Genomic DNA, 25,125 nt, shown 5'->3' with positions numbered 1-25,125 from the left:
GAATGACTATATCAGTATGATAGAAGTAAACGATTTAATCGGCGCATCGTATAAAGACCACGGGAGGGATAAATCAGGGTATGACTGTTACGGTCTTTGTATCGAAGTCGCCCGCCGCGCGGGGTATCGCTTAGACGACGTGTACTATGAAGATCACCATGTACGTTTAAGCGCTATTCATGCGCCGACACTTAACGTGCATAAAATCGACACACCAAAAGAGGGCGCGCTTTTAGAGATGGAAACACACACGGCGGCGGGGGCGGAATTACATCTCGGCGTCTGTTTAAACGAAACCGAATTTATTCACATGACGCGGCTCGGCTGTCGGGTTAATCGCATCGGAACTTTTAAAATAAGGGGCATCTATGGCATTGATACACGTTTATAATAGCATCGGGCAGGACGTAACAACGTATGAAACAAGCGGCGTTTTAAAAGATGCGCTCCCCGCTATCGATTGGAACCACGCGCTTATTTTGAAAGCAGGCAAGGCTATTCCCTGCGATTATCAATTACAAGATGATGACATAATTTTTATCCGTATCCTCCCCGCAGCAGCAACAAGTATACTCATTGCAACAACTGTTCTTCTTGCCGTCGCCGGTATTGCGGCCGGTGTCGTTGTCGGTGTTAAGATGTACGAGCAACGACAGCAGCTTGAGGCATTGCAAAAAGCGCAGAAAAATGCAAAAGCAAAGAATGCTATAGAACGTCTCCCTTTTGTTAAAGGCGCACAAAACAGAGCCGCAACCGGTCAATATTTCCCGTACACTATCGGCGAATCGTTATTCACTCCCTACCTGTTATGCCCGCCGCATTACACCATTGAAGGGGCGCGCGGAGAGGATCAGTATTTAAATCTTGTCTTAGAATGCGGCTTTAATGATATTCTTATTAAAAAGCTTCAAATGAAAAACACGTCCGTTAAAACATGGAATACCGAAACCCCGCAAAACGGCGTATTCAATTTTGATGCCGGTACCTATTACGATAGCCGCAACCGTATCGAAATTAGGCAAGCCGGAGATTTTACCATCGATGCCTTTAATAAAAAGATTATCGGCGTAAGCGTCAATAAGCAGATACCGCACGAACACGCAGGGGAGGATGCGGAAGAGAACACGCGTATTGAAAAAGAATGGAAAGCGGGCGTCGTTCAGGAATTAGCATCAAACCCGATGGCGGTTGAAGTTATCGTCCTTTTTGACGGACTCCGTAAGTTTAAGGATGATATGTGGGAAGCGCAAAGCGTAACCCTACAGGTAGAATGGACAAACAACCCCGAAGACTCCGAGCCGACATGGAACACTTTTGATTCAGGCTTTATCCAGAATGGCACCGTCTCGAATACATTTGAGTATAATACGAAAAAGCAGATGCGCTATTGCGCAACGCAAACCTTTACCGCTTCCCAAAGTTATGGCAAGAAAATCAGCGTAAGAGTTAAGCGCGTTACACCAAAGGCAAAGAGTAACAGTCAAGAAAATGTTATTCTTTTGGCCGTGCAGACCACCTGCTACGATGCGAAAAAGTCAAGCGCATCAGCATTAGTCGCCGCGCAACTGTTAGAAGCCGATAAACGCGACAAGTGTACAAGGATCGGTATCCGTGTTGTCGCGAATGAAAATACCGCCGATATGCTCGATAGCTTTTCCGTTATTCAATCCGGCCTCGCCCGCGTATGGAATAAAACCGCAAAGAGCTGGAGCGCTTCAAAAGTGCCGACACGGAACCTCGCTTCATGGGTACTTGAAATCCTTACAAGCCCACACCATAAGCCGAGCCAATACGCCGATGATGAACTTGATCTAGCTTCTTTCGGCGCATGGTATGAGTATTGCGAAAAAGAAGGATTTTATGCCGATGGCGTTATCACCCGCGGTGAGAAAAAGAAAAACACGATCGATACCCTCTGCCAAAACGGAAACGCCGCCTTAGTCTATAATGAATTTACCGGCAAGATTGAAGCGGTAATCGACAACGGCCGCCCGTATTCGGTTGCACTTCTTAACAGTGAAAACATTATCAGTATCCAGACAAGCAAGGACTTTAAACGAAAAACCGACGGTAAAAAAGTTACCTACATAAACCGAGACGCAGGATACGACGCCGATAGTGTCGTTTTTATGCGAAGCGGTAAAGAGTACAACCCCGAAACCGACACCATCAGCATAACCGCTTTAAAGTATATCACCGATTATAAGATGGCATATAAATACGTCTGGCGGCAGATGGCGGAAGAAGCAGCGCACCCCCGTACCGTCGTCGTGAGGGTTGGAGCAGAGGGCGCATACTATCCGCTTTTTAGCCGCGTTGAAGTACAGCATAGAGCCTTGCCCGTCGGTCTTTCTCATTCAACCGTTAAAGAGGTTAAATGGTGGGGCGGCTTATTAAAAACAATCACCCTTGACGGATATGTCGATTTTCCGCAAGGGAAACGGTGCGGCGTTCTTATTCATTGCATCGATAACAAAGGGCATGGTATTTGTGCTGTTGAAGTTGCAGGCGTCGGAAAAACCGACACACTCAAGGTCGTTTCAAAAGTGCGGCAGTCTGCCGATAGTATTCCGCATTCAGGCGATGTGTTAAGTTTCGGTATCCTCGACACGGACGGTGGATTTCAGGCGGTTACCCGTACAATGAAAATCGTAAACATAGAACCGGCAGACCACGGCTATAGCTTAACCTTAAAAGACTACAACCCCGCTCTTTACGAATACGGGACGCTGCCGGAGTATAAAAGCAATATTACCTATATACCAGACAGCAACCCGAAGCCGCACACTTCCGATAAGGGATACGTAACCCGCGACGAATTAAAAAAGGTAAACGAGCAAGCGGTAAAACAAGCAGCCCTCGAAGCGGCCGCAAAAGCCGCGCAAGCAGCGATTGACGTAATAGCCCGCGGCGATACTTTTTCAGATGCCTTTCAACTAAACGGATATGGGACCTCTCTTGAAGATTTAATTGATAAGATGGACGAGGACGCCCGCAACGCCAAAGACGGATTGAGTATTACCAAAGACGAAATCCTTTTGAAGGTATCGGACACGGAAGAGGGATTACAATCCTATATCGGCATTACCAAGGAACAAATCCTTGCAAAAGCCGACGATATGCGCCGCGAGCTTACCGCCCTTTTAAACGTACAGGCAGGGGCAATCCATGCCCTCGTAAAAGGCGGCGGAGCAACCGGTCAAATGGCATTAACCCTCAACCTCCCTGTTATGATTGACGAGGCAACCCGCGAAAAACTCATAAACGCAAGCACCCTAGAAAAAGTCAACGCCGTATACGCCAAGGTAAAAGACACCGACTATTACGGTATTAAAGGGAATGCCGGAGCTGCGATAAAACCCCTCTGGGAAGATGCCCGCCGCGCCGCATTACTGGCAAGCCAAATAAGCCTCGAAGCAGATCAGATACAATTCAAGAGCGATAATATTTTTGTAAATGGTAAGCTTAAAGCAGACTATATAGATGTCCTTGAATTAGCGGTAAAAAAGACATTCACCGAAAAGCTGATTGCTAATAACAGTTTTATTAAAATGCTAGCAACTCAAGATGCATTTTTAGAAAATCTTGTCGCTAAAAAATTTAAAATAGATAGTGACGAACAAAATCCTAACGATTTTGAGGTTGCAATTAATAATGAGATAGGTATTTCAGCAAAAAACAATGGGCACGAAATCTTTAGAATAAAGAAATCTGGAGAAGCGTTTCTTAATGATGCAGAACTAAAAAACGTTACCGTGACAGGAAAGATCACACCAAACAAAGGCTTGTTAAACACATGGTATTGGGGTAAAATGGTAAACACTAATCAATACGAGTGGTTCAATGTTTTTAAAGATAGAATAGATATAGGTGAGCGGTTAAATATCTTTGGCGGGGGATGCTTTTATAATGACATGAAAGGAGGCTGGCAATATGCTATAGTCGTTTTTATTGAGCGATTGAGTGAGGATAAATTTGAATTAAATGGTTATCCTATAAATAATCAATGGGGTTATTTGACACGGGCGACCTTTCATAAGAATTCTGATAAAGCGTTTGCCTCATCATTCTATATAGGATGGTAACAGAGGATTTATGAAAAAGAAAATATTATTATTCATATTTATTTATATAATTACATCTTGTCAGCTGCCGTTTTTTATTTCAAATGAAATTGGTTCTAAGGTCGTTTTATATGCTTATAAATATGCCAATGCAAATACTAAATATGTATGGGGAAAAAGAGAACCTTTGCACACAGGGGTGATAAGCATTGATTGTTCTGGATTTGTTGTGCAGTGTTACCGATACGCTGTTGCAGATAGTGTAAAGTATGATTTGTTATTTTGCGATGCAAATGTTCGAGATCTATTTAAGTATTATTCGGTATTCACTGACACGCTTTCAGAAGGTGATATAATTTTTATGGGCGAAGAAGATAATAATGATATGCCTACTCACATAGGCATTTATATTAAGACCATCGACAATAATATTTATTTTATTGATGCTACACAAAAAAAAGATGAACATGGTAATATTATAATCAATGGTGTCTCTGAAAGGTTTTATAGTAAATATGACAAACGATTTAAACGTTTTGCAAAAATGAAATTAAAAAAGAAATAGCCCAGAGCAAGCAAAAGACCTACTGGTTATTCAATTAGAAATAATTATATCATCAGTAGATACGTTAATACGTATTTCATGTGTTACCGTGGGTTTTGATGATTCGGTGCTTTTCAAAAAATACCAACCTGCAATTCCTTGAATAGAGTATGTAAAGCTGTCTTTGGTTAGATTTTCAACGGGTTGTAAAACAATATCATCAGATTTAATTTTTCTGAAAAAGTAACATTCAGAATTTCCGCTGGGAATAGAAACTTTATCAGTTATTTTTTTTGTATCCTTATCTGCAAGAATGTTTTTGCCATTGTCAAGGAATGTTATTTCTATAGGCAGCAGATTGTGTATATTATATTTTGTAGGCTCCAAATTCGTTATAATGTACTTTGACTTCGATATTTTTTCCAGTACATTATAATTCTTGCTTGTCAGCCGTACGTTGTCTCCATCGTAGTAAAAAGCAACAGTTCTTTTTTCTGTCGGTCGTAAAGTAAAAGTATCGTCATTGGTATTGGGGGCTTTTTTATGCTGGAACAATAAGATGTCTGCCGGATAATCGCTATTATTCTCAATAACACAATCAAATGTCGGCGGAGGGCAAGCCGTACAGATTAGCAAAAAGGAAAACAGAGTAAAATATAAAAATAGTTTTTTCATAGTTTGATACCCTCTTTAAATTATTTATAGATAACGATAAGATTGTTTCCAATCGTTATGTTGATTTTTGATGTTTTTATTTTTCCAGCATTATTTTCATTTAAATAGTAATCGTTTCCTATCTTTTCAATTGGAGTATATTCCTTACTATCTATAGTAAATGGCGTACCTTTATCCAGAACGATGAACTGATTCGTCATAGGTCTGAAGCATTCTATTTCCGATTCCCCTTCTGGAACAGAAATAGTGTCAACCTTGAGTTTGTTTATGCATAGAATATTTTGATTGTTATCAAGAATGGTAATAGGCATAACAGAATTGCGAACTTTATATTTATAAATATTCGTATTGTTTGTTATGACGACTTTATTAGAGCTTTGATTCCAAGTGATAACACCGCCGGGACTAACGGGATAAAAAAGTATATATTGTTTCCAAGGGATATTTTTAGACATTGCGCTTTCAATGGAATATCTTTCGACTTTATAATCTTGTCCAATTTCGAATGTTACCGTATAACTCGAATCATTTTGAACGGTAAATATACCGCTTTCTTTTTTTCCGCACCCCGCCAGAGCTAACACCAGCAGCAATAAAACAGCAATCTTTTTCATTCTTGACCTTCCTTCAATATAGTATGTAAGTTCGTTAAATCAATCGTTCCGAGCTTAAATTTATAATCCATATAATCTATTTCAATAACAACTCTTATTGAATTTTCATGCAAAAGTAAAGCTCTAAATTCTTCCTGTTCTTTATCGCTTATATAGAACTGGCTAGAATGATTTTTTACAGAAAAAGATTTTGTCTCACCATTGTTTAATTTTACATAAACGGTTCCATCACCGGAATATTTGTCACCATTGAGCCTTTTTACTATAAAAAATACGTCCTCTTCATCTACACATAGATTAGCCCTAAATTCTGTTACACCGCCAAATGTATTGGGAGACGTTCCAAAAATCGGTTCAGAACAGAGATACCATTCATTGGTTTTATCATCAAACTTATCGATATAATACAGTTTTTTAAATTCAGTAGCAGCGAGGGATGTATAAAACATACAAAAGACAATGATTAAACTGTAAATCTTTTTCATACAACGCACCTCATTTGATAGTATAGCGCGAGAAAGGCGGGAGCGCAAGGGCTTATTTTGCGCTTATTGGACCGGTTATCTTGCCCCAACCTGACTATAAGGGTATGAACGAAGAACTTGCATAACTGTCGGAGGTCTTTATGAAAAACACTGCAAAAAATACGATTGTGTGTTACAATGTCAGTATGACAAAGGCATTTAAAACAATTTATACCCTTCTCAACCGGCTTGAAAAAGGCCTTGACTATGAAGATTTTGACGCTGAAAAAGAAATTAGCCCCAAAGCGCTCAAAATCACCGAAAACCGATGGAACGCTTATATCAAAATGCTTAACGATGCCGGTTATATTACCGGCGTAAGAATTGACGATTATATAAACGGCGAGGTTGATATTGATATATCGGAAATCAGCTTGACGCTTCAGGGATTACAGTATTTAGCGGAAAATACCATGATGGTGCGGATGTGGAACGCATTCAAAACGGTTAAAGAAGTGAAAGATGCTATAGTTCCATAAAGAATATCACACCTTATGCCGATATGCGCATCGGGAGGGGATGTCTACTTTTAGGAGGTATCCCTTATGCGTAAACCGTGGAGTATGCACAAAAGAAACGGCATTTATCAGACGCAGCTGTATGACTACAGCAACAAGCGGTATTGTACCGCCAAAAGCACCGGTACAAAAGACCTGAACGAAGCGACGCTTATAGCCTATCGGCGGGCGATGGAGTTTGATAGCGGCATTGCGACAGAGTACACCGAATGGGTTAAGAATGTTTCAATGATAACGCTTTCCAATGAAAAGCGTCCGCTTAATACTGAAATAGCGGCGCTGGTACAGGCAGCCTGTCAAGACGCTATCGCTCAAGCGTTGCAGGGTACCCAATGTAGTAAAAACACACAGCGGCCATATTCCGTATCGGCAGCAGAGTACGAAGATGCCCCGGAAGAAGTCAAGCCGTTATTAGATCGGCTTTCAACCCTCACTTTTTATGATTATATCCTTCTTTATTGGAATTACAGCGAAAGTCCGTACATAAAAGGGCTTATCCGCAAAGGCGAAACCCCGCCAAACCCCGAACGATTTCACCAGTACCTCTGTATTATGAAAAAATATGCGCGGCATTTTCCGCAATGCCTTTTAACCGAGATAAGTGGAGCAAAAATTGACACGATGCTCGGGTTGATAAAAAATGCCGGAAATCTCAAAGTGGAGACCGTGAAAGGCATCCGTTCTAGCTTTATTCAAGCGCTACGATTTGCCTATCGGAACAACCTTCTTGTTCGGGATGTTACACCACAGATAACAAGGGATTCAAAGGCTTCCCAAAAGAAAGCAAAGAAAGAAGCAGAAAAAGCGATATTTACAAAAGAAGAGCTTAAACGTCTTTTTATGAGCGATGATAATCCTTTCCGTTCGGATCTCTATCGGCTGATTAACGAATTACTTTTTAAGACCGGCTGCCGCATCGGAGAGTTGCAAGCCCTTCAGATACAAGATTTTATCAAAGACGCAGACGGATACGCTCTCAGGATTAGTAAAAACTACTGCCGCGCCGGGAATCGGCTTAAATGTACTAAAACGGAGCGGGTGGATATTGTTCCAATATCAGCTGACCTTGCAGCGAGACTTATAGCGCACATTGAAAAGCACCCCGCAAAGGATAGCGGGCAAGCATTTATTTTTAGCTCCGTTACGGATGTTTATAAACCGCTTCGCTATGAAAGTATCAATAAAGATTTTAACAAGACAATGAAAAAACTTGGCTTCAAAAGGCCAAACCTAACCCTTCACAGCTACCGCCATACATTTGCGACGTGCTTGAGTATGGCGGGGCATTCGGAAGGACACATGCTCTACATAACCCGTCACGAAAGCACCGAAGAATTGCATCGTTACACTAATCACTATACGCCGGACATAGAACGAATAAAACACCAGGCGACGATCGATATAGAAAAGCTGTTTACCTAGGGGCTATCGAACGTGAGCAATAAAACGCTTTTTTCACACCACGAAAGGCATTACGATACGCCTTGCAGGAATAGTATATGCAAGTAATTTGTAAAAACCGGCTAAAAAGCCTCAAAAATCGATAAAAATCACTAAAAATATGCGAAATTGTAAAAACAATACTTGACAAGAAAATATTCATGTCATAATATAAAGACAGTTAGAGACACAATGTTTTTGTAAGACAGAGTGTAAGATAACTGATTAAAAAATGTACTGGAAACGCCCAAAAATGGAGCGTTTCACCCTATCTTTTAGCATTTTCCTTGAGTACACAATAGCAGAATAATTGAGGTCGTTCAACCAGAACTGCCAAGGATGGCAGTGGTTCCAATACAGCAGCGATGTTTTGTGCGTGCACAAAACTCGCCTTCAACTGTTGTACACGGATGTACAACAGTTGAAGATGGTTCAAATGGTCTCACGGCCTCAATTATTCTGCGATTTTATCTACTCTACCTGGTGCGTTTGCACTCCTGCCAAATCAACATACCGCAGTACCGCCACGGATGGCGGTGGTTTTATGCAGCAGCGAGTTCGCATTGCGAACTCGTAGCCCAAGAATGTGCAAGGACGCACATTCTTGGGCGGGGCTCTGCCCTAAGAACCGGCCTTGGTTCAAAGCATAGTTCTGAAAATAAAAGCTAAACAGTGATGATTTTCACGCTAACTCGTTTCAGTACCGCCACGGACGGTGGCGGATTGGTGCGGGATTTATATTGAACTAAAACTTCTCTACCTTCCAGTCTCTTATCGTTCGTTTTTCTTCATCAAATCCCGCACCGATAAGCACTATCTTCTGCCCACTTCCCTTGTACGGCGCCGCATACTCCTGCGTTTTTATCTGGTTGAGAGCCTCTTCCGCACTACCGTTATCGGAGAGCTTAAACTCGAAGATATACACAGCATCAGCGGTTTTGAGTACACAATCTGCACGTCTGTCAAAACTATACATCCATGTATAGTTTTGACTACGAGTTTCGGCACCGCCGAAACATCGCTGCTGCATGGAACCACCGCCCTCCATGGCGGTACTGTGGCAGTGTACTTCCGTTTGCACAAACTGTCCCATCAGCGCAAAGACGAGATACACTGCCGTTTGGTAATTCTGCTCCCGCAGTTTCAAGTTTTCTGCGGTGAAGTTGTCGTATACAATACTGGAAATAATCGACTTAAGCCGCTCCATAAACTCGTCCACATTCCCCTTGCGGATGTCCTGTACAAACCGTCCTATCCATACCCCGCTTTGACTCAATGTTAAACCGGAATACGCAGGCAAGAGATTCTCCAAAAAGCCGTACCGAACTTCATCATTCGGAAAACCCAGCTGATACAGCCGCAGATCTTTTATATACTTCTTGATGGTAAGGTACCCTGCTTGAAACAGAATGGGCAATGCATCCTGTGCCACCGCCCGGTACGTTTCCAATCCTGTTTGATTCAACTCAACATTGCCATCGAGGTCGGGGATATAATAGTGTGCTTCTTTTAAGAAGTTAACTAAAAAAGTCGGTGTTCCCGTGCCGAACCAGTAACTGCTAATCTCTTTTTTGGCTAAGGCGCTCAACACACTAAAGGGGTTGTACATCCCTTCCCCGGCAGGATGGAACAAATAGCCGTCATACCACTGCTTTAAAGCCGCCAAAGCCTCTTGATACGTGAGGTCTTGTTCATCGGCAAGCACCTGTATGTCCTGTTGGAAAGTTTCTTCAAGCTCTGTTTGTGAGAGACCGCAGATACCGGCATACTGTTTTTCCATCGATATGTCACGGAGGTTATTTAAATCGCTAAAAATACTAATCTTGCTGAATTTAGTAACGCCGGTTAAAAACGCAAAGCGAATATATTGATCACAGGTTTTTATAACAGAGTAAAATGCTTTGAGTGTATTACGGTAGTGTTCGTTCAGTTCTTCGTTCACACCCATTGTTTGCAGGAGGGGTTTATCATATTCGTCTACAAGGATGACCACTTGCTTACCCGTTTGCTGATAGGCAGCCTTTATCAGGGATGTAAACCGTTTAGCATGAGAGAGCCCGCTCTTTTGCAGATTGTATCTCGGCTCTTCGGTATCTAAAAAATAGCTAAGCGTTTCATCTAAAGCGCCGCTCAGTTCATATTGCCCGGTATTAAAATCCAAATAGAGCACAGGGTATTCCAGCCATGCCAATCGCTGTTCTCGTACAGCCTGTTCTTCTTCCGCTTGTTCAATATACAAATCCTTGAACAGCTCTTTTTGACCGAGAAAATAGGCAGCGAGGGTTGAAAGAAACAAGCTCTTACCAAATCTGCGCGGACGGCTTAAGAAATACACCTTACTATTATTGACTAATCGCGAAAGATACACCGTTTTATCAACATAGAGAAATTTTTTTTCCCTCAAATCTTTAAAACTTTGGATGCCGATCGGTAGTTTGCGTGGTGCGTTCATACCTGCAGTATAGCAAGATTATTGCAGTAAGCCTATCCTTGCGCTTCCGTCTTCCAGTTTCTTATCGTTCCTTAAAATTCGGCAACCGCAGCCTTTATCAGACCTGTCGGCTTGTTCTGTAAGGAAACGGTTTATCTTATCCGCTAAAGCGGATTGCGAATCAAAAGGCGAGGATTGGCGAATTGCCACACTTTTGCAACGAAATGAAAAAGTGCAATCAATAGGCGATGTTTGCGATAAGCAAACTCGCAGCGTTTTTAGACAATGCCAACAGCATTGTCTAAAATAAGCCTTCGTTTTTCTTCATCAAATCCTGTTTAATACCCCCGCCCTCCTTGGCGGATATGCACACGCTCTACAGCAAAACACGTGCACCTCTACACATTTTGCCTGTTCGGTTTCGCCGCATACCGCCACGGATGGCGGTGGTTCCAAACAGCAGTAAGTTTTTCGATAGAAAAACTTATCGTTGAGCAGTGTACACGGACGTACACTGCTCAACAGCCCGCTGCTGCTCTACCTCTCCGGCAAAATGTGTGAACTCTAGGGGCGACAACCCACACGAAAGCCAAGAATGCCGATGCTGCTGCCGGGGACGACGAAGAACCGAAAACCGACGACGCAGTCCTTCGCGCTAACGTTCCAGCTACCGCCGCGCATGACGCGGAAATTACCGGAAGCAGCACCCTGCGGGTCGGTTACAAATCCGCCGGATTCGTAAGCGCCGTCGTTTGCTGTAGGATTATTATCATACCGGTCAAAACACCATTCCCAGACGTTCCCACTCATATCGTGTAAGCCAAGTGCATTTGACCGCTTTTCTCCTACAGGATGGGTTTCATTGTCTGCATTACCGCTATACCATGCAACTTCTCCCGTTTCGGCTGTATCCCACTTGTCTTTCGCTCCACTCGCACTGTTTAGTTTGGTCAGCCATACATTGCCGTATTTTTCAGCATTCGTACTTTCGTTTTGCCACCGGGCTGCATATTCCCATTCGGCTTCTGTAGGAAGTCTAAAACCTTTTTTACTCATATCGGCATAGGCAGCATCGCAAGCAGCTGTATCAGTCGCGTCTTTTAATACCGTAGTATCGGTCTTGCTTTTGCGGTAGACGCATTCGCTCTCAGCATTGTTCGTTTTCTGGGTATACGCATTGCACCATACAATACAGTCTCGCCAACTTACCTTCGTTACCGGCTCTTCTTCGCTCCCACTTCCGTCTTTGCCTTTTACTCCTACATTGGCAAACGTATACCCGTTTTCAGCTTTTACCGCCCAGTCGTATACTTCTTTCCACAGCTTATACGTCACTTCCATTTTGCCCAGCTTATAAGGACTCAATTTTACCTTACGCCCTTCGCGAAATACGCCTTTCCATTCATCTCCCAATCCGGGCAAAGGATCTGTCGGATCCATACCGGTAATTCCTACTGCAGGTGGGGTTATTTTTATAAAGCCGTCGCCTGTATCTTCAAAACTACCTACATTGCCGGAAGGTGGTGTAATTTCTCCATTTCCCGAACCGCTACTTCCTACAGTACCCGGGCAGCCGGTACACACTAACAGTGCAGCTAGCAGCAGCACTATCGAAAAACCTAAGACTTCTGTCTTTCTATCCTTTCCTTTCATAACATTTCTCCTCTATATATTATTTTATCTCAAAGCGCCAAAGGTTTCGCTTATGGCTTTCATCCATTACTTCATTACAAATTACCAATTACCGCTCCGTTTACCCTGAATCAAACCACACTGCCGGACGGCTTCGACGATAAAAAACTGTGTTGATAATATGTTTATAATGAAGACGTTTTTGCATATCTAACGCACAAAATATGCCCAAGGCAGCAAAGTATCGTCTGTGTGTAAAAGGAAAAACACTAACACTGCTTGTGCCGTCTGCAAAAATTGATGAGAAAAAATAATGATGTTGTTGTCTGAATGAAAAGGCTACCCATTTTTCAAGGCGCAGTCTAGTTGCTGAGTCGCTGAGTCATTATGCCGACGAAGCTATGTATGTCAACTACCTTTTGAAAATATGCCGCTACTGAAAATAGCAACTGCACTTTGGAAAGAGGCGGTTGGTGCTGCAAAAATCCGATGCGTTGGCTCAGCATATTCGCAATTATAGGAGCAAAAAGAGGAAATTGCAAGTCCACGTATTACCTTTTCAGGAAACTTTTAAACAGTAAGCGTATACAGTTCTTTTTCTTCGCGTTCCATACGCCTCAATAATGCATCCCGAACTTTTTTGAAAGTCCGCTTAAATTCATCGATATCCGCAAGTATTTTTGACGGCGTGTTGAATTTTTTATGAAAGGCGAGATACGAATCCGCTATGCCGGCCATTTCATTCATATATGATCGGGTAATCGATCGAATTTTCTCATCGCTGCTCTCCAATAATTTCGGATAAACAAAATGATCCTCGGAGGCAAGGTGCATATTCAATACACCCGTTGTTTTATTAATAAGCTCTGCAATTAATGGAGCATTTGCCTTGTCTATAGTACCGTTTACAAGGTTGGTTAGCTGGCGAAGGTAATCTTGCATGACCCGATGCTTTGTTATGTATAAATCCATGTCCATATCATATCTCCTAACGGTTTATAAATGAAGTATCTATCTGTACGGAAAACTCAATTCCCCTGTACTCCTTATCAAAGTATGTTAATTACGGATGAAGGTACTAAAATAACAGCGAAAAGACAAGTAAGACTGATCCTACAACGCTTTAAGATAGCGCAATACTTTTTGCGGGTTTGCCTGTACGCGCGTTTGTAGGCGCTCAAAAGCTTCTTTTGTTTCGGTTGCGGAACCGCTTAACAGCAAAGCATTCCGCTTCCACAGAAACCAAAGATAATGCATTTCAGGATGAACATACAGCCGCTTACGTTCCAACTCGGCCTGTAGATCACTGCCAAGTTCAAGATGATTAGCTTCCCCCGACAGCCAAAACAGCCCCGCATCACAAAAGCAGATCACAACCCGCCGGAAACCGCGAGCCGCCGCATCATCGTTCACAAAATCTTTTACAATAAGCTGAATTGCTCCAAGAGACAAATCATACCCTTCCAAACGCAGCGCCTTCCTCAATGCGATAAGATCTTCCCGTACCGATGCACGTACCGCATCATTTTTCCCTGTTTGCAGCCGTTTACGCCATACGGCAAATTGCTGCTCATAGTTCTGCTGCAAAGGGGTAGACGCAAGAAAATGCTCCGTTTCGGAAAGCAATTTCCAATCGGATTGAAAGCTATCCCGGAGGTTATTCAAAAGTCTTGTTGTAAGTTTTTCCGGCATACGGTATGATATATTCCTCTCAATATGAAAATAGTGGTAACGGCAGATATCCATGCAAACATGGAAGCACTCAACGCTGTACTGGATTCCGTCAATGGACAGTACGACGGCTTTATCTCGCTTGGCGATATGGTCGGCTACGGTCCCGATCCTGAGGCCTGCATTCAGCGAGTAAAAAGATTAAAAAAACATATCCGTCCGTGCATTCTTCTGACAGGTAATCACGAAGAAGGATTGCTTAAAAGGCTTCCGTCCGGCTGGTTCGGCGAGAACGCCCGCCGCTCTCTAAAAAAAACCGCACAGCTTATTTCATGGAAAAGCCGATTCTTTTTGGCAGGCTTGCGTCCTCTCTATTTTTTATCCGAAAAGACACTGCTTGTACACGGCTCTCCGTTGGAACCCGTCACCGAATATCTGCACGGCGGGCAAGAAACAGCCGTATCGCTCCGGTACCTGTGTGCAGAAGGTTTTAAACTCTGCTTTTGCGGACACACGCACCAAGCTGCCGTTTTCTACATCGATCGGGGATGCTACGATGCGTTATACCCCGAACCGGAGCAAACGGTAACACTCGATAAAGATTGCTGTATCATCAATCCGGGCAGCGTAGGCTTTCCGCGCGTATTAGACGCAGCAGCGGGCAGGGCGGCGGAGCTTGCCGATAAAACGCATTTCCCTGCATATTTCGCACTGTGGGATACTACAGCCCGCACAATCACCTTTAAAGCGGTATATTATGATGTCCGACCTACCAATGAAAAAATAAGCCAACGGCTGGGAACGGCTCTATTGTAAATGCGATCGTAAAATTGATCAGGCTGTTATCTTTTTCCCCCTTTTGTATGGTTCTAGTCCCCTACCCCATTTTTTAAGCATATATCATTAAGATTACATCCGGCACAATCAGGATTTCGCGCTTTACAGACATATCTGCCGTGCAACAGTATCCAATGATGAGCGTCCAGCAAAAATTCTTCGGGCGTTACGCGCAGTAAATCCTGCTCAACTTCAAGCGGAGTTGTCCCCTGCGACAGCCCAATACGCGGAGCTGTACGCAGAATATGTGTATCGACCGCTATTGCAGGCTCGCCGAATCCTACATTCAGCACAACATTAGCTGTTTTCCGCCCGACCCCCGGAAGGCTTTCCAATGCGGTACGGTCATGCGGTACCTCCGAATGATATTGGTCTATCAAAATCTTACTGAGCGCGATAATCCGCTTTGCCTTTGTCGGGTATAAATTGATGGAATTGATATAGCTTTTCAGTCCCTCTTCGCCAAGTTCAAGCATTTGCTCCGGCGTATCAACCTTTTCAAAAAGAGGTGCGGTTGCCTTATTTACCCCAACATCGGTTGCCTGCGCCGAAAGCACCACGGCAACCAGCAATGTATAGACATTTTTCCAATGCAGCTCGCTCCGCGGGTTGGGATTTTCCTGCCGCAGCCGTTCATACACCGTGTACACTGCATCGGCGGGAAGCAATCGTATCGTAGGATCCATAATCTCATTCAGCCTTTTTAAGTAAGCTACGAGTATTTATGCAGCCTGTCAACCCTTCATACCGGCGCTTGATTCGTGCGGAAAGTTGCATTCCCCAACACCCCGCATCGAGGGATAGTTGATTAAAAGAGGAAAAGCGGTGATACTGTGGCAATGTTGTATTCTGTATATTGTACTGTTGAAATTGTCCTGCTTGTTTTGGGATTGATATGTTTTATCGCCTTGTATTTTATCCCGGCTGGGTATGGTAAGCTGATCAATAAAAAATGGGGCTTCAGTTTTAACAATAAAGCTGCATGGATGCTGATGGAGTGTCCCACCCTTATCGTTATGATTTCTTTACTGTGCATACTCGACTATGCACACAAACCGGTACGGATAGTGCTTGTGTCTTTCTTCCTTGCACACTACATTCAGCGCACGCTGATTTTCCCGATGCTGCTCAAAGGAAACAGTAAAATGCCGCTCAGCATAGTATCTATGGGGATGCTCTTTAATACGATCAATGCGTTTTTAATCGGTTTATGGATTTTTTATTTTTCTCCCGCAGAAATGTATAGCGTGCGCTGGTTTGCCGATCCCCGTTTTATCGTTGGTGCTGCATTATTTTGTGCCGGTATGTTTATCAATATACAATCCGATTCCTATATCCGTTCGCTGAGATCAAATGGAGACAGCAAGCATTACTATCCGTGTAAGGGGGTGTACCGCTACGTTACCAGCGCAAACTACTTCGGTGAATTGGTGGAATGGCTCGGCTTTGCGGTTTTAACATGGTCATCCGCCGGTTTCCTGTTTTTATTTTGGACGGCTTGCAACTTGGTACCGCGCTCTCATGCCTTGTATAAAAAATATGCACAAGACTTCCCTGAGGAATTTGCACGCTATAAACCAAAGCGCATTATCCCCTTTGTGTATTAGAGGAACCTGCTAAACGACCCAGCTTCGGAAAGCGTCACTGAGCTTCATTTTTCGTAGGCGGATATATCGCGGGCATCCTCTGCCGAATATGATTCCGTTTCATCACTCGTGTGGTCGTCGTACCATACCTGTGCATAAAACGGAATGTGTTTTGCAAGCTCTCCGAAATTCCACGGCGGTACGCTGCAGCATTCCGGACACCAATGCCCGGTTTTAAGCACCAAATACGGAGTCGCCGAAAAATGATGACCATTGTGGCACTGCCATTGCAGCGGACGGTACAGAGCGCCGCGGGTCATCGTTGTACTGGTGCACTTGCCGCCCCGGAAAGCCGCCGCCTGCTGCATATCTTCAATATCAAGGTCTTCCGGCTTCTTTGTTTCATCATAACCGTGATTTAAAAGCATATTGTTTGCTGCAAGCAATGCTTCGTCTTTTAACGCCGCGTAATCTAACTCAGCACCGGTTTCAGGGTTTTGATTTTTGCACAATAACGGAAATTTTTTCCAGCTGCGCGGGATTGCATTATATGCATCCAGCGATCCGAAAAAGGCATCAACTCTTTTTTTGAGGTTGTGCGTAACCCAAAAGACCGGAGCGTTATTTGTGTTCAGCAGCGGCATAATCGAAAAACGCTGAACCAGACGCGGGAACGGTTTTCCCAATTTAAAATACCACAATTTTTGTTCAAGCTTTGAGAAAAACGCTTCAAACCCTTCATGCTGGAAATCAAGATAGCTGTTTAATATATGAGAATCGGCAAACCACATACAGTGGAAATTGCGGCTTGCATTCCATTCGGGGCGGAAAATTTCCTCGGCACTCCGCCCCATCATTTTAAAACCGCGGTCAAGTGTTTCAAAGCCGGTAACACGGGCATCCTTTCCGTTTCCGATATTGTATACCTTTTTCCAAAAATCAGGACTGAGCGTTCCGTTTGTATCTTTTTGAACGAGATTTTTCAAAAGCAGACCGGAGGTACGCGCCGTCGCCCATTCTATCGGCGTATTCCAGCACGTATGAAACATCAACCCGTCATTCATGTTATTGAAAAGCACTTCGTCATATAAGATACCGCTTTGCCGAAGCGACACCCAACATAAAGGCGATTCAATAACCGCACGCTCAGCCTTTACTTTGCTTGCCGCATACATATCAAAGGCACTCGGTAAAAGCGGATCGCCGACCCTTCCCCACGGGTGTTTGAATGTTCTGTTGCCGTATTCCGCAACAGTGCCTATGTAAACGAATTTGGTCTTTTCGATTTGCCTGCTTTCTACCACAGCATTCAGCAGATTTTGAGTTCCCAGCCAATTTGTACGGAATGCTTCATCATGATTGTGGTCGGCTGCCGGAGGAATAATTGCCGCACAGTGAAGCACATAGTCTGCATCTTTTACACCGGCAAGGCAGTCTTCGTAGTTTTGTATATCACCGAACAACACTTCAATGTTTTCGTTTTTCTGAAGCTTTTTTGCCAGCTTTATATTCGCCTTTTTAGGCCGTAATAGAACACGGCACCGGAATGCTCCCGTCTGAGCAATCTGTTTTAATGCTTCGGATCCCATTGTTCCGGACACACCGGTAATAAAAACAATTTTCATATAGCTCCTAAATATTTTTCACCCGTATTTAAGTATATCAAGCAAAACAGTGTTTAAATCAGGTGGGCAAGAACAAAGAAAAGAAATCGGAAATTAGATATATTTTAAAAGAATGAGACTAGGCGGATTCGAACCGCCGGCCTTCAGATCCGGAATCTGACGCTCTATCCAGCTGAGCTATAGTCCCAAAGGCTGTTTTATACTACACAAGACGGTATTGGGTGTCAAGCCCTGAACAACTTCTTCTTGTGTAAAACACGCTTTTTCATTATTATGTGCTCATCTATGATTGTAACACGTTTACCTGAAAACCTCTCCGGCTATCACATACACATGATTGGTATTAAAGGCACCGGTATGGCAGCCTTAGCGGAGCTGCTCGTTTCGCGAGGCGCAAAGCTAACCGGCAGCGATGTCAGCGATGAATTTTATACCGATGCACTTTTACGCAAGCTGAACATACCGGTAAGCAGTCCTTTTGCACCTTCAAATATTCCCGCCTCTACAAAGCTTATCATATATTCAACGGCTTACACGCCCGATAAAAATCCGGAGCTGCACGCCGCTGTAGAACAAAATATCCCGCGCATGAGCTATCCCGAAGCACTCGGCGCTTTTTCTCAACACAGTTATTCGGCAGGTATTGCAGGCGTACACGGCAAAACAACGACCACCGGTATCGCAGGCACACTTTTAAAAGACCTACATTTAAGCGCCTCCGTATTGGCAGGCAGTGCGGTGTCCAACTTCGGCGGCGGATGCACAGTTATCAACGGTTCAAAATATTTTGTCGCCGAAACCTGTGAGTATAAACGTAACTTTTTATTTTTCCATCCGCAAAAAATCGTACTTACCAGTATCGAAAGCGACCATCAAGATTACTATCCGCAATACGAAGACATATTAACCGCCTTTTTACAATACATCGACCGCCTGCCCCAGTTCACGGAACTGATCTATTGTTCCGACGATGCAGGAGCGCGGGAGGCGGCAAAATTGACATTTTCTTCCCGTCCCGATCTTGTCTTAACACCTTATGGAAAAACAGCACACGGCGATTACGGGATTAAAACCCTCGGTATCCAAAACGGACAGTCCGTTTTTTCCCTCCGCGGTTTTGACGGAGAATTCCGTATCGGTATTCCGGGAGAGCACAGTGTTCTCAACGCCGCTGCCGCCATCGCACTGGTAATCGGACTTATCAAGCAGGAGCGGAAAGAAGTTACCGCTGCCGACCTCACCGCAATCAGGAACAGCCTCGCCTCGTTTAAGGGAGCAAAGCGGCGCAGCGAAATTTTGGGCGAAGTCAACGGCATCCTCTTCATGGACGATTACGGGCATCATCCCACCGCAATTTATAAAACCCTCAAGGGTATACACGAGTTTTATCCCAAACGGCGTATTATCGCAGACTTTATGTCGCATACCTATTCACGCACTGCAGCGCTGCTCCCCGAATTTGCCAAGGCGTTTTCATACGCCGATACGGTTATCCTGCATAAGATTTATGCTTCCGCACGGGAAAAATACAGCGGTTCAACAAACGGCAAAACCTTGTATGAACAAATGAAGAAGCGGCACAAACGAGTTCATTATTTTGAAGAGATTATGGACGCAAAGGATTTTGTAGAGCGTGAGCTGCGTCCAAACGATTTATTCATCACCGTCGGTGCAGGCGACAATTGGAAGCTCGGCCGCGCCGTTTATAACGACTTACGCGGAAAGGCACACGTATGAAAAGCATGACGAGCTATGCCTATCTTGACGGCATTGTGAACGGTACCGATATTTTCTGCGAATTAAAGAGCTATAACGCCCGATTTTTGGATCTCAACATCAATATTCCCTCTACGATTACTCAACTTGAACCGTTTTTACGCAAATATTTTTCCAAGCGTATCATACGGGGCAAGGTCGATTTTTATTTGCGTTTAAAAAAAATCCATAATGATCAGCCCATCCTGCCCAATATACCTCTCGCACAGTCCTACTACAAATCCATCGCCGACATTGCTCATGCGCTCGGAATGGAAAATCAAATCACACTCGACCTGATTTTACGGCAAGAGGGAGTGTTACAAATCGATAAAAATTTTGATGAGGAACTTTGGCAAAAAGCTCTTACTCCCCTTCTCGATGAGCTGACTGAAAAATTCAATGCGTGCAGGATTGAAGAAGGAAAGGCATTGTCCGCAGACATACGGAAAATGCTTGCCGTACTTTCCAACTCCGTTGCGGAGATTGAGCGGCACGCTGCGAGAATGGAACAACTTTTTTCTGCAATGCTGAAAAAGAAATTTTCCGACCTTATGGAGCGTGAGCCGGATCCGCAACGTGTTATGCAGGAGACTGCGGTGCTGCTCGTTAAGTATACGATCAATGAAGAAATTATACGGGCAAAAGCTCATATCGCCGCTTTAGAAAAAGAAATTACAGAGAACGAAACTCCCGGCCGGAGAATTGATTTTTTATGTCAAGAAATCAATCGGGAAATTAACACCATCGGCTCCAAAAATCAGCTGACGGAAATCGGACAGGCAGTAATCTCAGCTAAAGATGCTCTGGAAAACATCCGCGAGCAAGCTCACAATATCGAATGAGGGATACACTGATGAAACACAAGTACGCTATTCCCGCAAAAAAAGAGCTGCGCATTGCAATCTCAGGCGCTTCCGGCTGCGGCAACACGACAGTTTCTACCTTGCTGGCTGACACGTTGGGTATTCCGTGCATCAATTATACCTTTAGGAATCTTGCAAAAGAATTGGATATGCCGTTAAAGAAAGTCATTGAGCAAGCGAAGACCGATTTCAGTTTTGACCGTATTGTCGATAGCCGCCAAGTTGAGCAGGCGCTGAAATCATCGTGTGTACTGGGTTCCCGCCTTGCAATTTGGATGCTGAAAGAGGCGGATTTAAAAGTGTATCTCTATGCTTCTGATGAAGTGCGTGCCGGGCGTATCTTTCAACGAGAGGGCGGAAGCCTTGAACATATCAAAGAGTTTACCGCGATGCGGGACAGCGACGACACCCGCCGGTACAAAGAACTGTACAATATCGATAACACCGATTATGCCTTTGCCGATATGCTGATCGATACGGAGCATTATACCCCCGATCTCATTGTAGAGCTTATCATAGACGAACTTTTACGGCGTTCGCTCATTGTTCCGAAATTGGATGTATAACAAAAGCATATCATAAACTGAGCATTAGTGAGCAAGATGAATGGATATCCATCCTATAACCGTAAGTTTATGCACATTATTCCTGTAATAGAAAACCTATGAACACTTTTGAATCTATACACACACCCGACTACTCCGATTTTCAAAAAGCGATTTTAGATTACTATACTGCACATGGGCGATCTTTTCCGTGGCGCACGACAAATGATCCGTATTCTATTCTTGTGTCTGAATTTATGCTGCAGCAAACGCAGACCGAGCGGGTGGTAGAAAAATACAACCGCTGGCTTGAAGTATTCCCCACGGTGCAAGACCTTGCGGAAGCCTCCCTCGTGCAGGTGCTTGAGCAGTGGGTAGGTCTCGGATACAACCGCCGCGCGCGTTTTTTACACCAGTGTGCACAGACCATTGTGAGCGAATACGGCGGCGTTGTTCCCGATGCTCCTGAAAAGCTTCAAACACTTTCGGGTATCGGCCCCTACACGGCTGCCGCGATTTCGACATTCGCCTACAATAAACCCAATGCATTTATCGAAACAAATATCCGCGCGGTGTTTATCTTTTTCTTTTTTAAGGACAAAACCGATATCAGCGATAAAGAATTATTCCCTCATATCGAAGCCTCGCTGTATAAAGAAAATCCGCGGCTTTGGTACTACGCGCTGATGGATTACGGCGCAGAATTAAAAAAGAAGACCGTCAATCCGAACAGAAAAAGCAGGCATTATACCAAACAGTCCAAGTTTGAAGGGTCGGTACGGCAAGCGCGCGGCGCAGTAATCAGAACACTGACGGCACACAATAACCAAGGATATGCAGAGCTGTACAACAATACTCAGACGGAAAAGCTCCTCTTCGATAAAGCGCTCGAAGGTCTCATCCGCGAAGGTTTTGTTGCAGAAGAGGGCGGCTGTTATTCCATTAAGCAGTAGCAAAATTGAAAACCCTAACGGCTACATCCAATCCATGCAATGTAAAAACTAAAAACGTCATCGCCTATTGAAACCGTTGTATCCGCTCATAGAGCGCTGCGGCAATGGGTAAGAGCGCCTCTTTAGTGTTTTGCGCAGGATCATCCAATACCGTTTCCAAAAGATCATGCAAAACCAGACCGAGGTATTTTCCCGCGGGAATACCGATCGCCATTAAATCTTTTCCGTTAACCGCTAAATCTTTAAGGCTGTATGCTCCATCCTCTTTGAGGAGCGTATCAATCCGGGCCGTAAATTCTACAAGAAAGTTCGGCTCTGCATACGTACCGGTGAGCCCGAAAACATCCGCTTTTCGTAACGCAAATAAATCATCGATATTTTCTTTCCCAACGCGGACGATAAAACGGCGAACGGCGGCGTCAGTCCATGAAGGGTCATAATGAAACATGTGTTCGGCAACTAAATGAGCAGTCTTTTCTATTTCGGCATTGGAATATTTCAGACGCCGCATAATGCTGCGGGTCATTTTTTCGGAGACAGCCTCGTGGCGGTAAAAGGTACAGCTGCCGTCCGCCGCTTCCTTGCGGGCAGCGGGCTTCCCGATATCGTGGAAAAGCCCCGCGAGCCGGATATGGATATGTTCCATTCCGGCAGGGCAGGCATTGCACACCAGAAAGCTATGGTCGAGTACATCAAAGTGATGATAGCTTCCCTGCCCGATGCCGCGGCATTCCATCAGTTCCGGAATAAAGAGATTCAGCAGCCCTGTGCTTTCCATTAGCCGCAAGCCGGTAAGCGGAATTTGACAGCTGAGCATTTTTGTAAACTCTTCGCGGAATCGTTCAATCGAGATTTTTTTGGTGATATGCAGCGCCTGCGGGATTGCTTGCAATGTTCCCGTATCGACGGTAAAGCCGAGCTGCGCTGCAAAGCGAACCGCACGGACGGGGCGCAAACCATCTTCTAAAAATCGGTCGAGCGGATTCCCAACTGTTTGAATCCGCCCTGCACGGATATCCGCTCCGCCGTTAAAGGGATCAACGATTTCTCCGTCAGGAAGAGAAACTGCAATGGCATTCATCGTAAAATCGCGGCGGGCAAGGTCTGCTTCTATGCTTGCCGTATATGCAACCGCTGCAGGGTGCCGTCCGTCGATATAATCTGTTTCGGTACGGAAGGTTGTACATTCGATATGCTTATTTTTATAGATGATGGTAACGGTACCGTGTTCTATTCCGGTGGGAATTGTCCGCCGGAATAAGCGCATTACTTCCTGCGGTTGCGCATCGGTTGCAATATCCCAATCACTTGCTTTTTTCTTTAAGAAAAAATCGCGGACAGCCCCGCCTACGAGATATGCGGAAAAGCCCGCTTCATGGAAATATCCGCTGATTTCTTTGAGTAGAGAAGGAACGGGAAATTTTTGTTCCATAATTTTACACTTCAATACCGGCTTCGGTTAAATAAAGAATCGTAAATCTTTTCTGCCGGTCATGTTGAATCGATACGCTGTTATATAGGTTCCCGTTATTGCAGTTAACGCGTTAATTGCTGCCGCGATGGAGCTGATAAAAAAGGCAGCCGGACGTAAAATCAAATACCCCGATTCAAAGCCTCGTCCGTAAAGCATACACAAGGAGGTCAGCGCAATATATGTTCCCCCGATAGAAAACCGTCCGAGCAAACATGAAAAGAGAGAGGCATATCCCACAAGCCAAAATATATCGCTAAAAGCTATCCTAAATACATTAATCGAATAAGATTTTAAAATCACAACAAAACTGACGGTAATGACTAAAGCCGAACCCGCTCTCCCGAAAATGGAGAAAACAGGAAGGGCAACGGAGGAAATGCGCCGGCGTACACCGAGGCTTTCGTTGGAGTGACGCAGCAATACACTGAGCGCGACATGGGTATCCTGTGAAAAAAAAGCTGCCATCATGGGTGCGAGGCTTGCATAGAGAACGCGATACGGATTGATATCGCGGCAAAAGATTTTCAATAATGCGGGATAAATAACAAGTGCGATAATCAATAGATCGACAATAAGCAGAATTGCAAAATCGGCAAAAACCGCAGTCAAGAGCATTTCGTGAAATTTAATTACCCAGTAGGACGAAACGGCTACCATACCGAATACCAGCATATCCACAAAAAAGACCAGTACCGCATAAGAAATCCGCGCCAAGGAATCGATAAGCGTGATGGTCGGCTTCGCAATATTTCTATCAACGGCGCAGCCGGCTCCTGCAAATCCGCCGAAAATGCAAAGCGGTAGGATATAGGTTCCATTTATCAGTGCTTCGAACGAGCTGGAAGGAAGTAATTGTAATAGCGATTCTTTCACACCAAGAACTTGCACATCGGATATGCCTTCTACAAAAATAGGTATACGAGCGGGTGTATGAATAAGTACGGATATTAATCCGATACAGGACAATAATAATGCGGTACCGCAGATAATGAGGCTTGTAATAATCGCAACTTTGAGCAGACTTCTATTTTCACGTAATTCAAAGATACTGAGCGTAAATCCGAAAAAAACTGCCGGATAGAGGGCATACCTTCCGAACTGTATCGCTGCTTTTGATAAAAAGTCTACAGCCTGTACAAATAGCGTATTTTCGGCACCGGCGACAAGAGCAAAGGTTACCCCCAGCACAATACCGATAAAATATTTCAACCAAATTTTCATAACGACTGAGTGTAACCCAAAGATTGTACTGCGTCAACGCCGCACGCTATGGGCAAACGCATCAGGCAGTTGTGACAGCCCTGCAAAATATATAGGCTGTTCAACCAGAGTTTCGCTGCTACGCAGCTCAAATGGTCTCCCAGCCTATAT

At 44.2% G+C, this 25,125-nt stretch carries 22 protein-coding genes and 1 tRNA gene; 11 read left to right on the top strand and 12 right to left on the bottom strand.

What is annotated here, in order from left to right; all coding sequences use genetic code 11:
• The first annotated feature begins 16 nt into the window (after positions 1–16).
• Genes QI63_RS07750 through QI63_RS07740 form a run of 3 tightly spaced genes read left to right on the top strand, consistent with a single transcriptional unit; the run spans position 17 to position 4,629 of the window.
• Positions 17–391 carry an NlpC/P60 family protein gene (locus QI63_RS07750; RefSeq protein ID WP_044015278.1) on the top strand — a complete coding sequence of 125 codons (375 nt, stop codon included), beginning with the start codon at positions 17–19 and terminating at the stop codon, positions 389–391.
• Positions 369–4,085 carry a phage tail protein gene (locus tag QI63_RS07745; RefSeq protein WP_044015276.1) on the top strand — a complete coding sequence of 1,239 codons (3,717 nt, stop codon included), beginning with the start codon at positions 369–371 and terminating at the stop codon, positions 4,083–4,085. Before QI63_RS07750 ends, QI63_RS07745 begins: the two co-directional genes overlap by 23 nt.
• Positions 4,086–4,095: 10 nt before the next feature.
• Positions 4,096–4,629 (top strand): NlpC/P60 family protein, encoded by a 534-nt coding sequence (locus QI63_RS07740; RefSeq protein ID WP_052185515.1) that lies wholly within the window; start codon positions 4,096–4,098, stop codon positions 4,627–4,629.
• Between the two features lie 30 nt (positions 4,630–4,659).
• Here the strand turns inward: QI63_RS07740 and QI63_RS07735 are convergent, their stop codons facing one another.
• The 3 genes from QI63_RS07735 to QI63_RS07725 are packed head-to-tail and all read right to left on the bottom strand — an operon-like array spanning position 4,660 to position 6,382.
• Positions 4,660–5,283 carry a hypothetical protein gene (locus QI63_RS07735; protein WP_044015274.1) on the bottom strand — a complete coding sequence of 208 codons (624 nt, stop codon included), beginning with the start codon at positions 5,281–5,283 and terminating at the stop codon, positions 4,660–4,662.
• Between the two features lie 20 nt (positions 5,284–5,303).
• Positions 5,304–5,897 (bottom strand): hypothetical protein, encoded by a 594-nt coding sequence (locus QI63_RS07730; protein WP_044015271.1) that lies wholly within the window; start codon positions 5,895–5,897, stop codon positions 5,304–5,306.
• On the bottom strand, positions 5,894–6,382 hold the full coding sequence (locus tag QI63_RS07725; protein WP_044015270.1) for a hypothetical protein: 489 nt from the start codon (positions 6,380–6,382) through the stop codon (positions 5,894–5,896). The genes QI63_RS07730 and QI63_RS07725 overlap by 4 nt, the downstream gene beginning before the upstream one ends.
• Positions 6,383–6,522: 140 nt before the next feature.
• Between QI63_RS07725 and QI63_RS07720 the strand changes: the two genes are divergently transcribed.
• Positions 6,523–6,900, top strand: a complete 378-nt coding sequence (locus tag QI63_RS07720; RefSeq protein ID WP_052185514.1) for a YjcQ family protein — start codon at positions 6,523–6,525, stop codon at positions 6,898–6,900.
• Positions 6,901–6,966: 66 nt separating this feature from the next.
• Positions 6,967–8,361 (top strand): tyrosine-type recombinase/integrase, encoded by a 1,395-nt coding sequence (locus tag QI63_RS07715; protein WP_044015267.1) that lies wholly within the window; start codon positions 6,967–6,969, stop codon positions 8,359–8,361.
• 763 nt (positions 8,362–9,124) lie between these two features.
• On the opposite strand, the gene QI63_RS07710 is transcribed toward QI63_RS07715, so the two are convergent.
• The 4 genes from QI63_RS07710 to QI63_RS07695 form a co-directional block, all read right to left on the bottom strand.
• Positions 9,125–10,831: an AAA family ATPase gene (locus QI63_RS07710; RefSeq protein ID WP_044015265.1), complete on the bottom strand. Its 1,707-nt coding sequence runs from the start codon at positions 10,829–10,831 to the stop codon at positions 9,125–9,127.
• A gap of 543 nt (positions 10,832–11,374) precedes the next feature.
• Entirely contained in the window at positions 11,375–12,463 is a 1,089-nt protein-coding gene (locus tag QI63_RS07705) for a formylglycine-generating enzyme family protein (RefSeq protein WP_044015263.1), read from the bottom strand.
• Positions 12,464–13,012: 549 nt separating this feature from the next.
• Positions 13,013–13,420, bottom strand: a complete 408-nt coding sequence (locus tag QI63_RS07700) for a hemerythrin domain-containing protein (RefSeq protein ID WP_044015260.1) — start codon at positions 13,418–13,420, stop codon at positions 13,013–13,015.
• A gap of 135 nt (positions 13,421–13,555) precedes the next feature.
• Positions 13,556–14,134 (bottom strand): hypothetical protein, encoded by a 579-nt coding sequence (locus QI63_RS07695; RefSeq protein WP_044015258.1) that lies wholly within the window; start codon positions 14,132–14,134, stop codon positions 13,556–13,558.
• Positions 14,135–14,158: 24 nt separating this feature from the next.
• On the opposite strand from QI63_RS07695, the gene QI63_RS07690 reads away from it, so the two are divergent.
• The gene (locus QI63_RS07690; protein ID WP_044015257.1) at positions 14,159–14,929 is read left to right on the top strand and encodes a metallophosphoesterase family protein; all 771 of its coding nucleotides are present in this window, start codon (positions 14,159–14,161) and stop codon (positions 14,927–14,929) included.
• A gap of 53 nt (positions 14,930–14,982) precedes the next feature.
• On the opposite strand, the gene nth is transcribed toward QI63_RS07690, so the two are convergent.
• The gene (gene nth / locus QI63_RS07685; protein ID WP_044017192.1) at positions 14,983–15,624 is read right to left on the bottom strand and encodes an endonuclease III; all 642 of its coding nucleotides are present in this window, start codon (positions 15,622–15,624) and stop codon (positions 14,983–14,985) included.
• 165 nt (positions 15,625–15,789) lie between these two features.
• On the opposite strand from nth, the gene QI63_RS07680 reads away from it, so the two are divergent.
• Positions 15,790–16,557, top strand: coding sequence for a DUF1295 domain-containing protein (locus QI63_RS07680; RefSeq protein WP_044015255.1), 768 nt, complete (start codon positions 15,790–15,792; stop codon positions 16,555–16,557).
• 44 nt (positions 16,558–16,601) lie between these two features.
• On the opposite strand, the gene QI63_RS07675 is transcribed toward QI63_RS07680, so the two are convergent.
• Positions 16,602–18,161, bottom strand: coding sequence for an NAD-dependent epimerase/dehydratase family protein (locus QI63_RS07675; protein WP_044015253.1), 1,560 nt, complete (start codon positions 18,159–18,161; stop codon positions 16,602–16,604).
• A 113-nt stretch (positions 18,162–18,274) separates the two neighbouring features.
• Positions 18,275–18,348 (bottom strand) — tRNA-Arg (locus QI63_RS07670).
• Positions 18,349–18,446: 98 nt separating this feature from the next.
• On the opposite strand from QI63_RS07670, the gene murC reads away from it, so the two are divergent.
• The 4 genes from murC to QI63_RS07650 all read left to right on the top strand — a co-directional run bounded on the left by murC (position 18,447) and on the right by QI63_RS07650 (position 22,280).
• On the top strand, positions 18,447–19,898 hold the full coding sequence (gene murC, locus QI63_RS07665) for a UDP-N-acetylmuramate--L-alanine ligase (RefSeq protein ID WP_044015251.1): 1,452 nt from the start codon (positions 18,447–18,449) through the stop codon (positions 19,896–19,898).
• The gene (locus tag QI63_RS07660; protein ID WP_044015249.1) at positions 19,895–20,761 is read left to right on the top strand and encodes a YicC/YloC family endoribonuclease; all 867 of its coding nucleotides are present in this window, start codon (positions 19,895–19,897) and stop codon (positions 20,759–20,761) included. Before murC ends, QI63_RS07660 begins: the two co-directional genes overlap by 4 nt.
• Before the next feature lie 11 nt (positions 20,762–20,772).
• Positions 20,773–21,348: a (d)CMP kinase gene (gene cmk, locus QI63_RS07655; protein ID WP_044015247.1), complete on the top strand. Its 576-nt coding sequence runs from the start codon at positions 20,773–20,775 to the stop codon at positions 21,346–21,348.
• Between the two features lie 98 nt (positions 21,349–21,446).
• Positions 21,447–22,280: an HhH-GPD family protein gene (locus tag QI63_RS07650; RefSeq protein ID WP_044015245.1), complete on the top strand. Its 834-nt coding sequence runs from the start codon at positions 21,447–21,449 to the stop codon at positions 22,278–22,280.
• 64 nt (positions 22,281–22,344) lie between these two features.
• On the opposite strand, the gene QI63_RS07645 is transcribed toward QI63_RS07650, so the two are convergent.
• Positions 22,345–23,712 (bottom strand): CCA tRNA nucleotidyltransferase, encoded by a 1,368-nt coding sequence (locus QI63_RS07645; RefSeq protein ID WP_044015243.1) that lies wholly within the window; start codon positions 23,710–23,712, stop codon positions 22,345–22,347.
• Positions 23,713–23,739: 27 nt separating this feature from the next.
• The gene (locus QI63_RS07640; protein ID WP_044015241.1) at positions 23,740–24,975 is read right to left on the bottom strand and encodes a dicarboxylate/amino acid:cation symporter; all 1,236 of its coding nucleotides are present in this window, start codon (positions 24,973–24,975) and stop codon (positions 23,740–23,742) included.
• Between the last annotated feature and the right edge of the window lie 150 nt (positions 24,976–25,125).

Source organism: Treponema sp. OMZ 838, from assembly GCF_000775995.1.
Lineage (GTDB): Bacteria > Spirochaetota > Spirochaetia > Treponematales > Treponemataceae > Treponema.
This window is presented reverse-complemented; position numbering and strand designations above follow the sequence as displayed.

What these genes read in the sequence shown, in the direction of transcription:
- QI63_RS07750 (WP_044015278.1), top strand. Translation starts at nt 17, where the DNA reads ATGATAGAAGTAAACGATTTAATCGGCGCATCGTATAAAGACCACGGG.
- QI63_RS07745 (WP_044015276.1), top strand. Translation starts at nt 369, where the DNA reads ATGGCATTGATACACGTTTATAATAGCATCGGGCAGGACGTAACAACG.
- QI63_RS07740 (WP_052185515.1), top strand. Translation starts at nt 4,096, where the DNA reads ATGAAAAAGAAAATATTATTATTCATATTTATTTATATAATTACATCT.
- QI63_RS07735 (WP_044015274.1), bottom strand. Translation starts at nt 5,283, where the DNA reads ATGAAAAAACTATTTTTATATTTTACTCTGTTTTCCTTTTTGCTAATC.
- QI63_RS07730 (WP_044015271.1), bottom strand. Translation starts at nt 5,897, where the DNA reads ATGAAAAAGATTGCTGTTTTATTGCTGCTGGTGTTAGCTCTGGCGGGG.
- QI63_RS07725 (WP_044015270.1), bottom strand. Translation starts at nt 6,382, where the DNA reads ATGAAAAAGATTTACAGTTTAATCATTGTCTTTTGTATGTTTTATACA.
- QI63_RS07720 (WP_052185514.1), top strand. Translation starts at nt 6,523, where the DNA reads ATGAAAAACACTGCAAAAAATACGATTGTGTGTTACAATGTCAGTATG.
- QI63_RS07715 (WP_044015267.1), top strand. Translation starts at nt 6,967, where the DNA reads ATGCGTAAACCGTGGAGTATGCACAAAAGAAACGGCATTTATCAGACG.
- QI63_RS07710 (WP_044015265.1), bottom strand. Translation starts at nt 10,831, where the DNA reads ATGAACGCACCACGCAAACTACCGATCGGCATCCAAAGTTTTAAAGAT.
- QI63_RS07705 (WP_044015263.1), bottom strand. Translation starts at nt 12,463, where the DNA reads ATGAAAGGAAAGGATAGAAAGACAGAAGTCTTAGGTTTTTCGATAGTG.
- QI63_RS07700 (WP_044015260.1), bottom strand. Translation starts at nt 13,420, where the DNA reads ATGGACATGGATTTATACATAACAAAGCATCGGGTCATGCAAGATTAC.
- QI63_RS07695 (WP_044015258.1), bottom strand. Translation starts at nt 14,134, where the DNA reads ATGCCGGAAAAACTTACAACAAGACTTTTGAATAACCTCCGGGATAGC.
- QI63_RS07690 (WP_044015257.1), top strand. Translation starts at nt 14,159, where the DNA reads ATGAAAATAGTGGTAACGGCAGATATCCATGCAAACATGGAAGCACTC.
- QI63_RS07680 (WP_044015255.1), top strand. Translation starts at nt 15,790, where the DNA reads ATGTTGTATTCTGTATATTGTACTGTTGAAATTGTCCTGCTTGTTTTG.
- QI63_RS07675 (WP_044015253.1), bottom strand. Translation starts at nt 18,161, where the DNA reads ATGAAAATTGTTTTTATTACCGGTGTGTCCGGAACAATGGGATCCGAA.
- murC (WP_044015251.1), top strand. Translation starts at nt 18,447, where the DNA reads ATGATTGTAACACGTTTACCTGAAAACCTCTCCGGCTATCACATACAC.
- QI63_RS07660 (WP_044015249.1), top strand. Translation starts at nt 19,895, where the DNA reads ATGAAAAGCATGACGAGCTATGCCTATCTTGACGGCATTGTGAACGGT.
- cmk (WP_044015247.1), top strand. Translation starts at nt 20,773, where the DNA reads ATGAAACACAAGTACGCTATTCCCGCAAAAAAAGAGCTGCGCATTGCA.
- QI63_RS07650 (WP_044015245.1), top strand. Translation starts at nt 21,447, where the DNA reads ATGAACACTTTTGAATCTATACACACACCCGACTACTCCGATTTTCAA.
- QI63_RS07645 (WP_044015243.1), bottom strand. Translation starts at nt 23,712, where the DNA reads ATGGAACAAAAATTTCCCGTTCCTTCTCTACTCAAAGAAATCAGCGGA.
- QI63_RS07640 (WP_044015241.1), bottom strand. Translation starts at nt 24,975, where the DNA reads ATGAAAATTTGGTTGAAATATTTTATCGGTATTGTGCTGGGGGTAACC.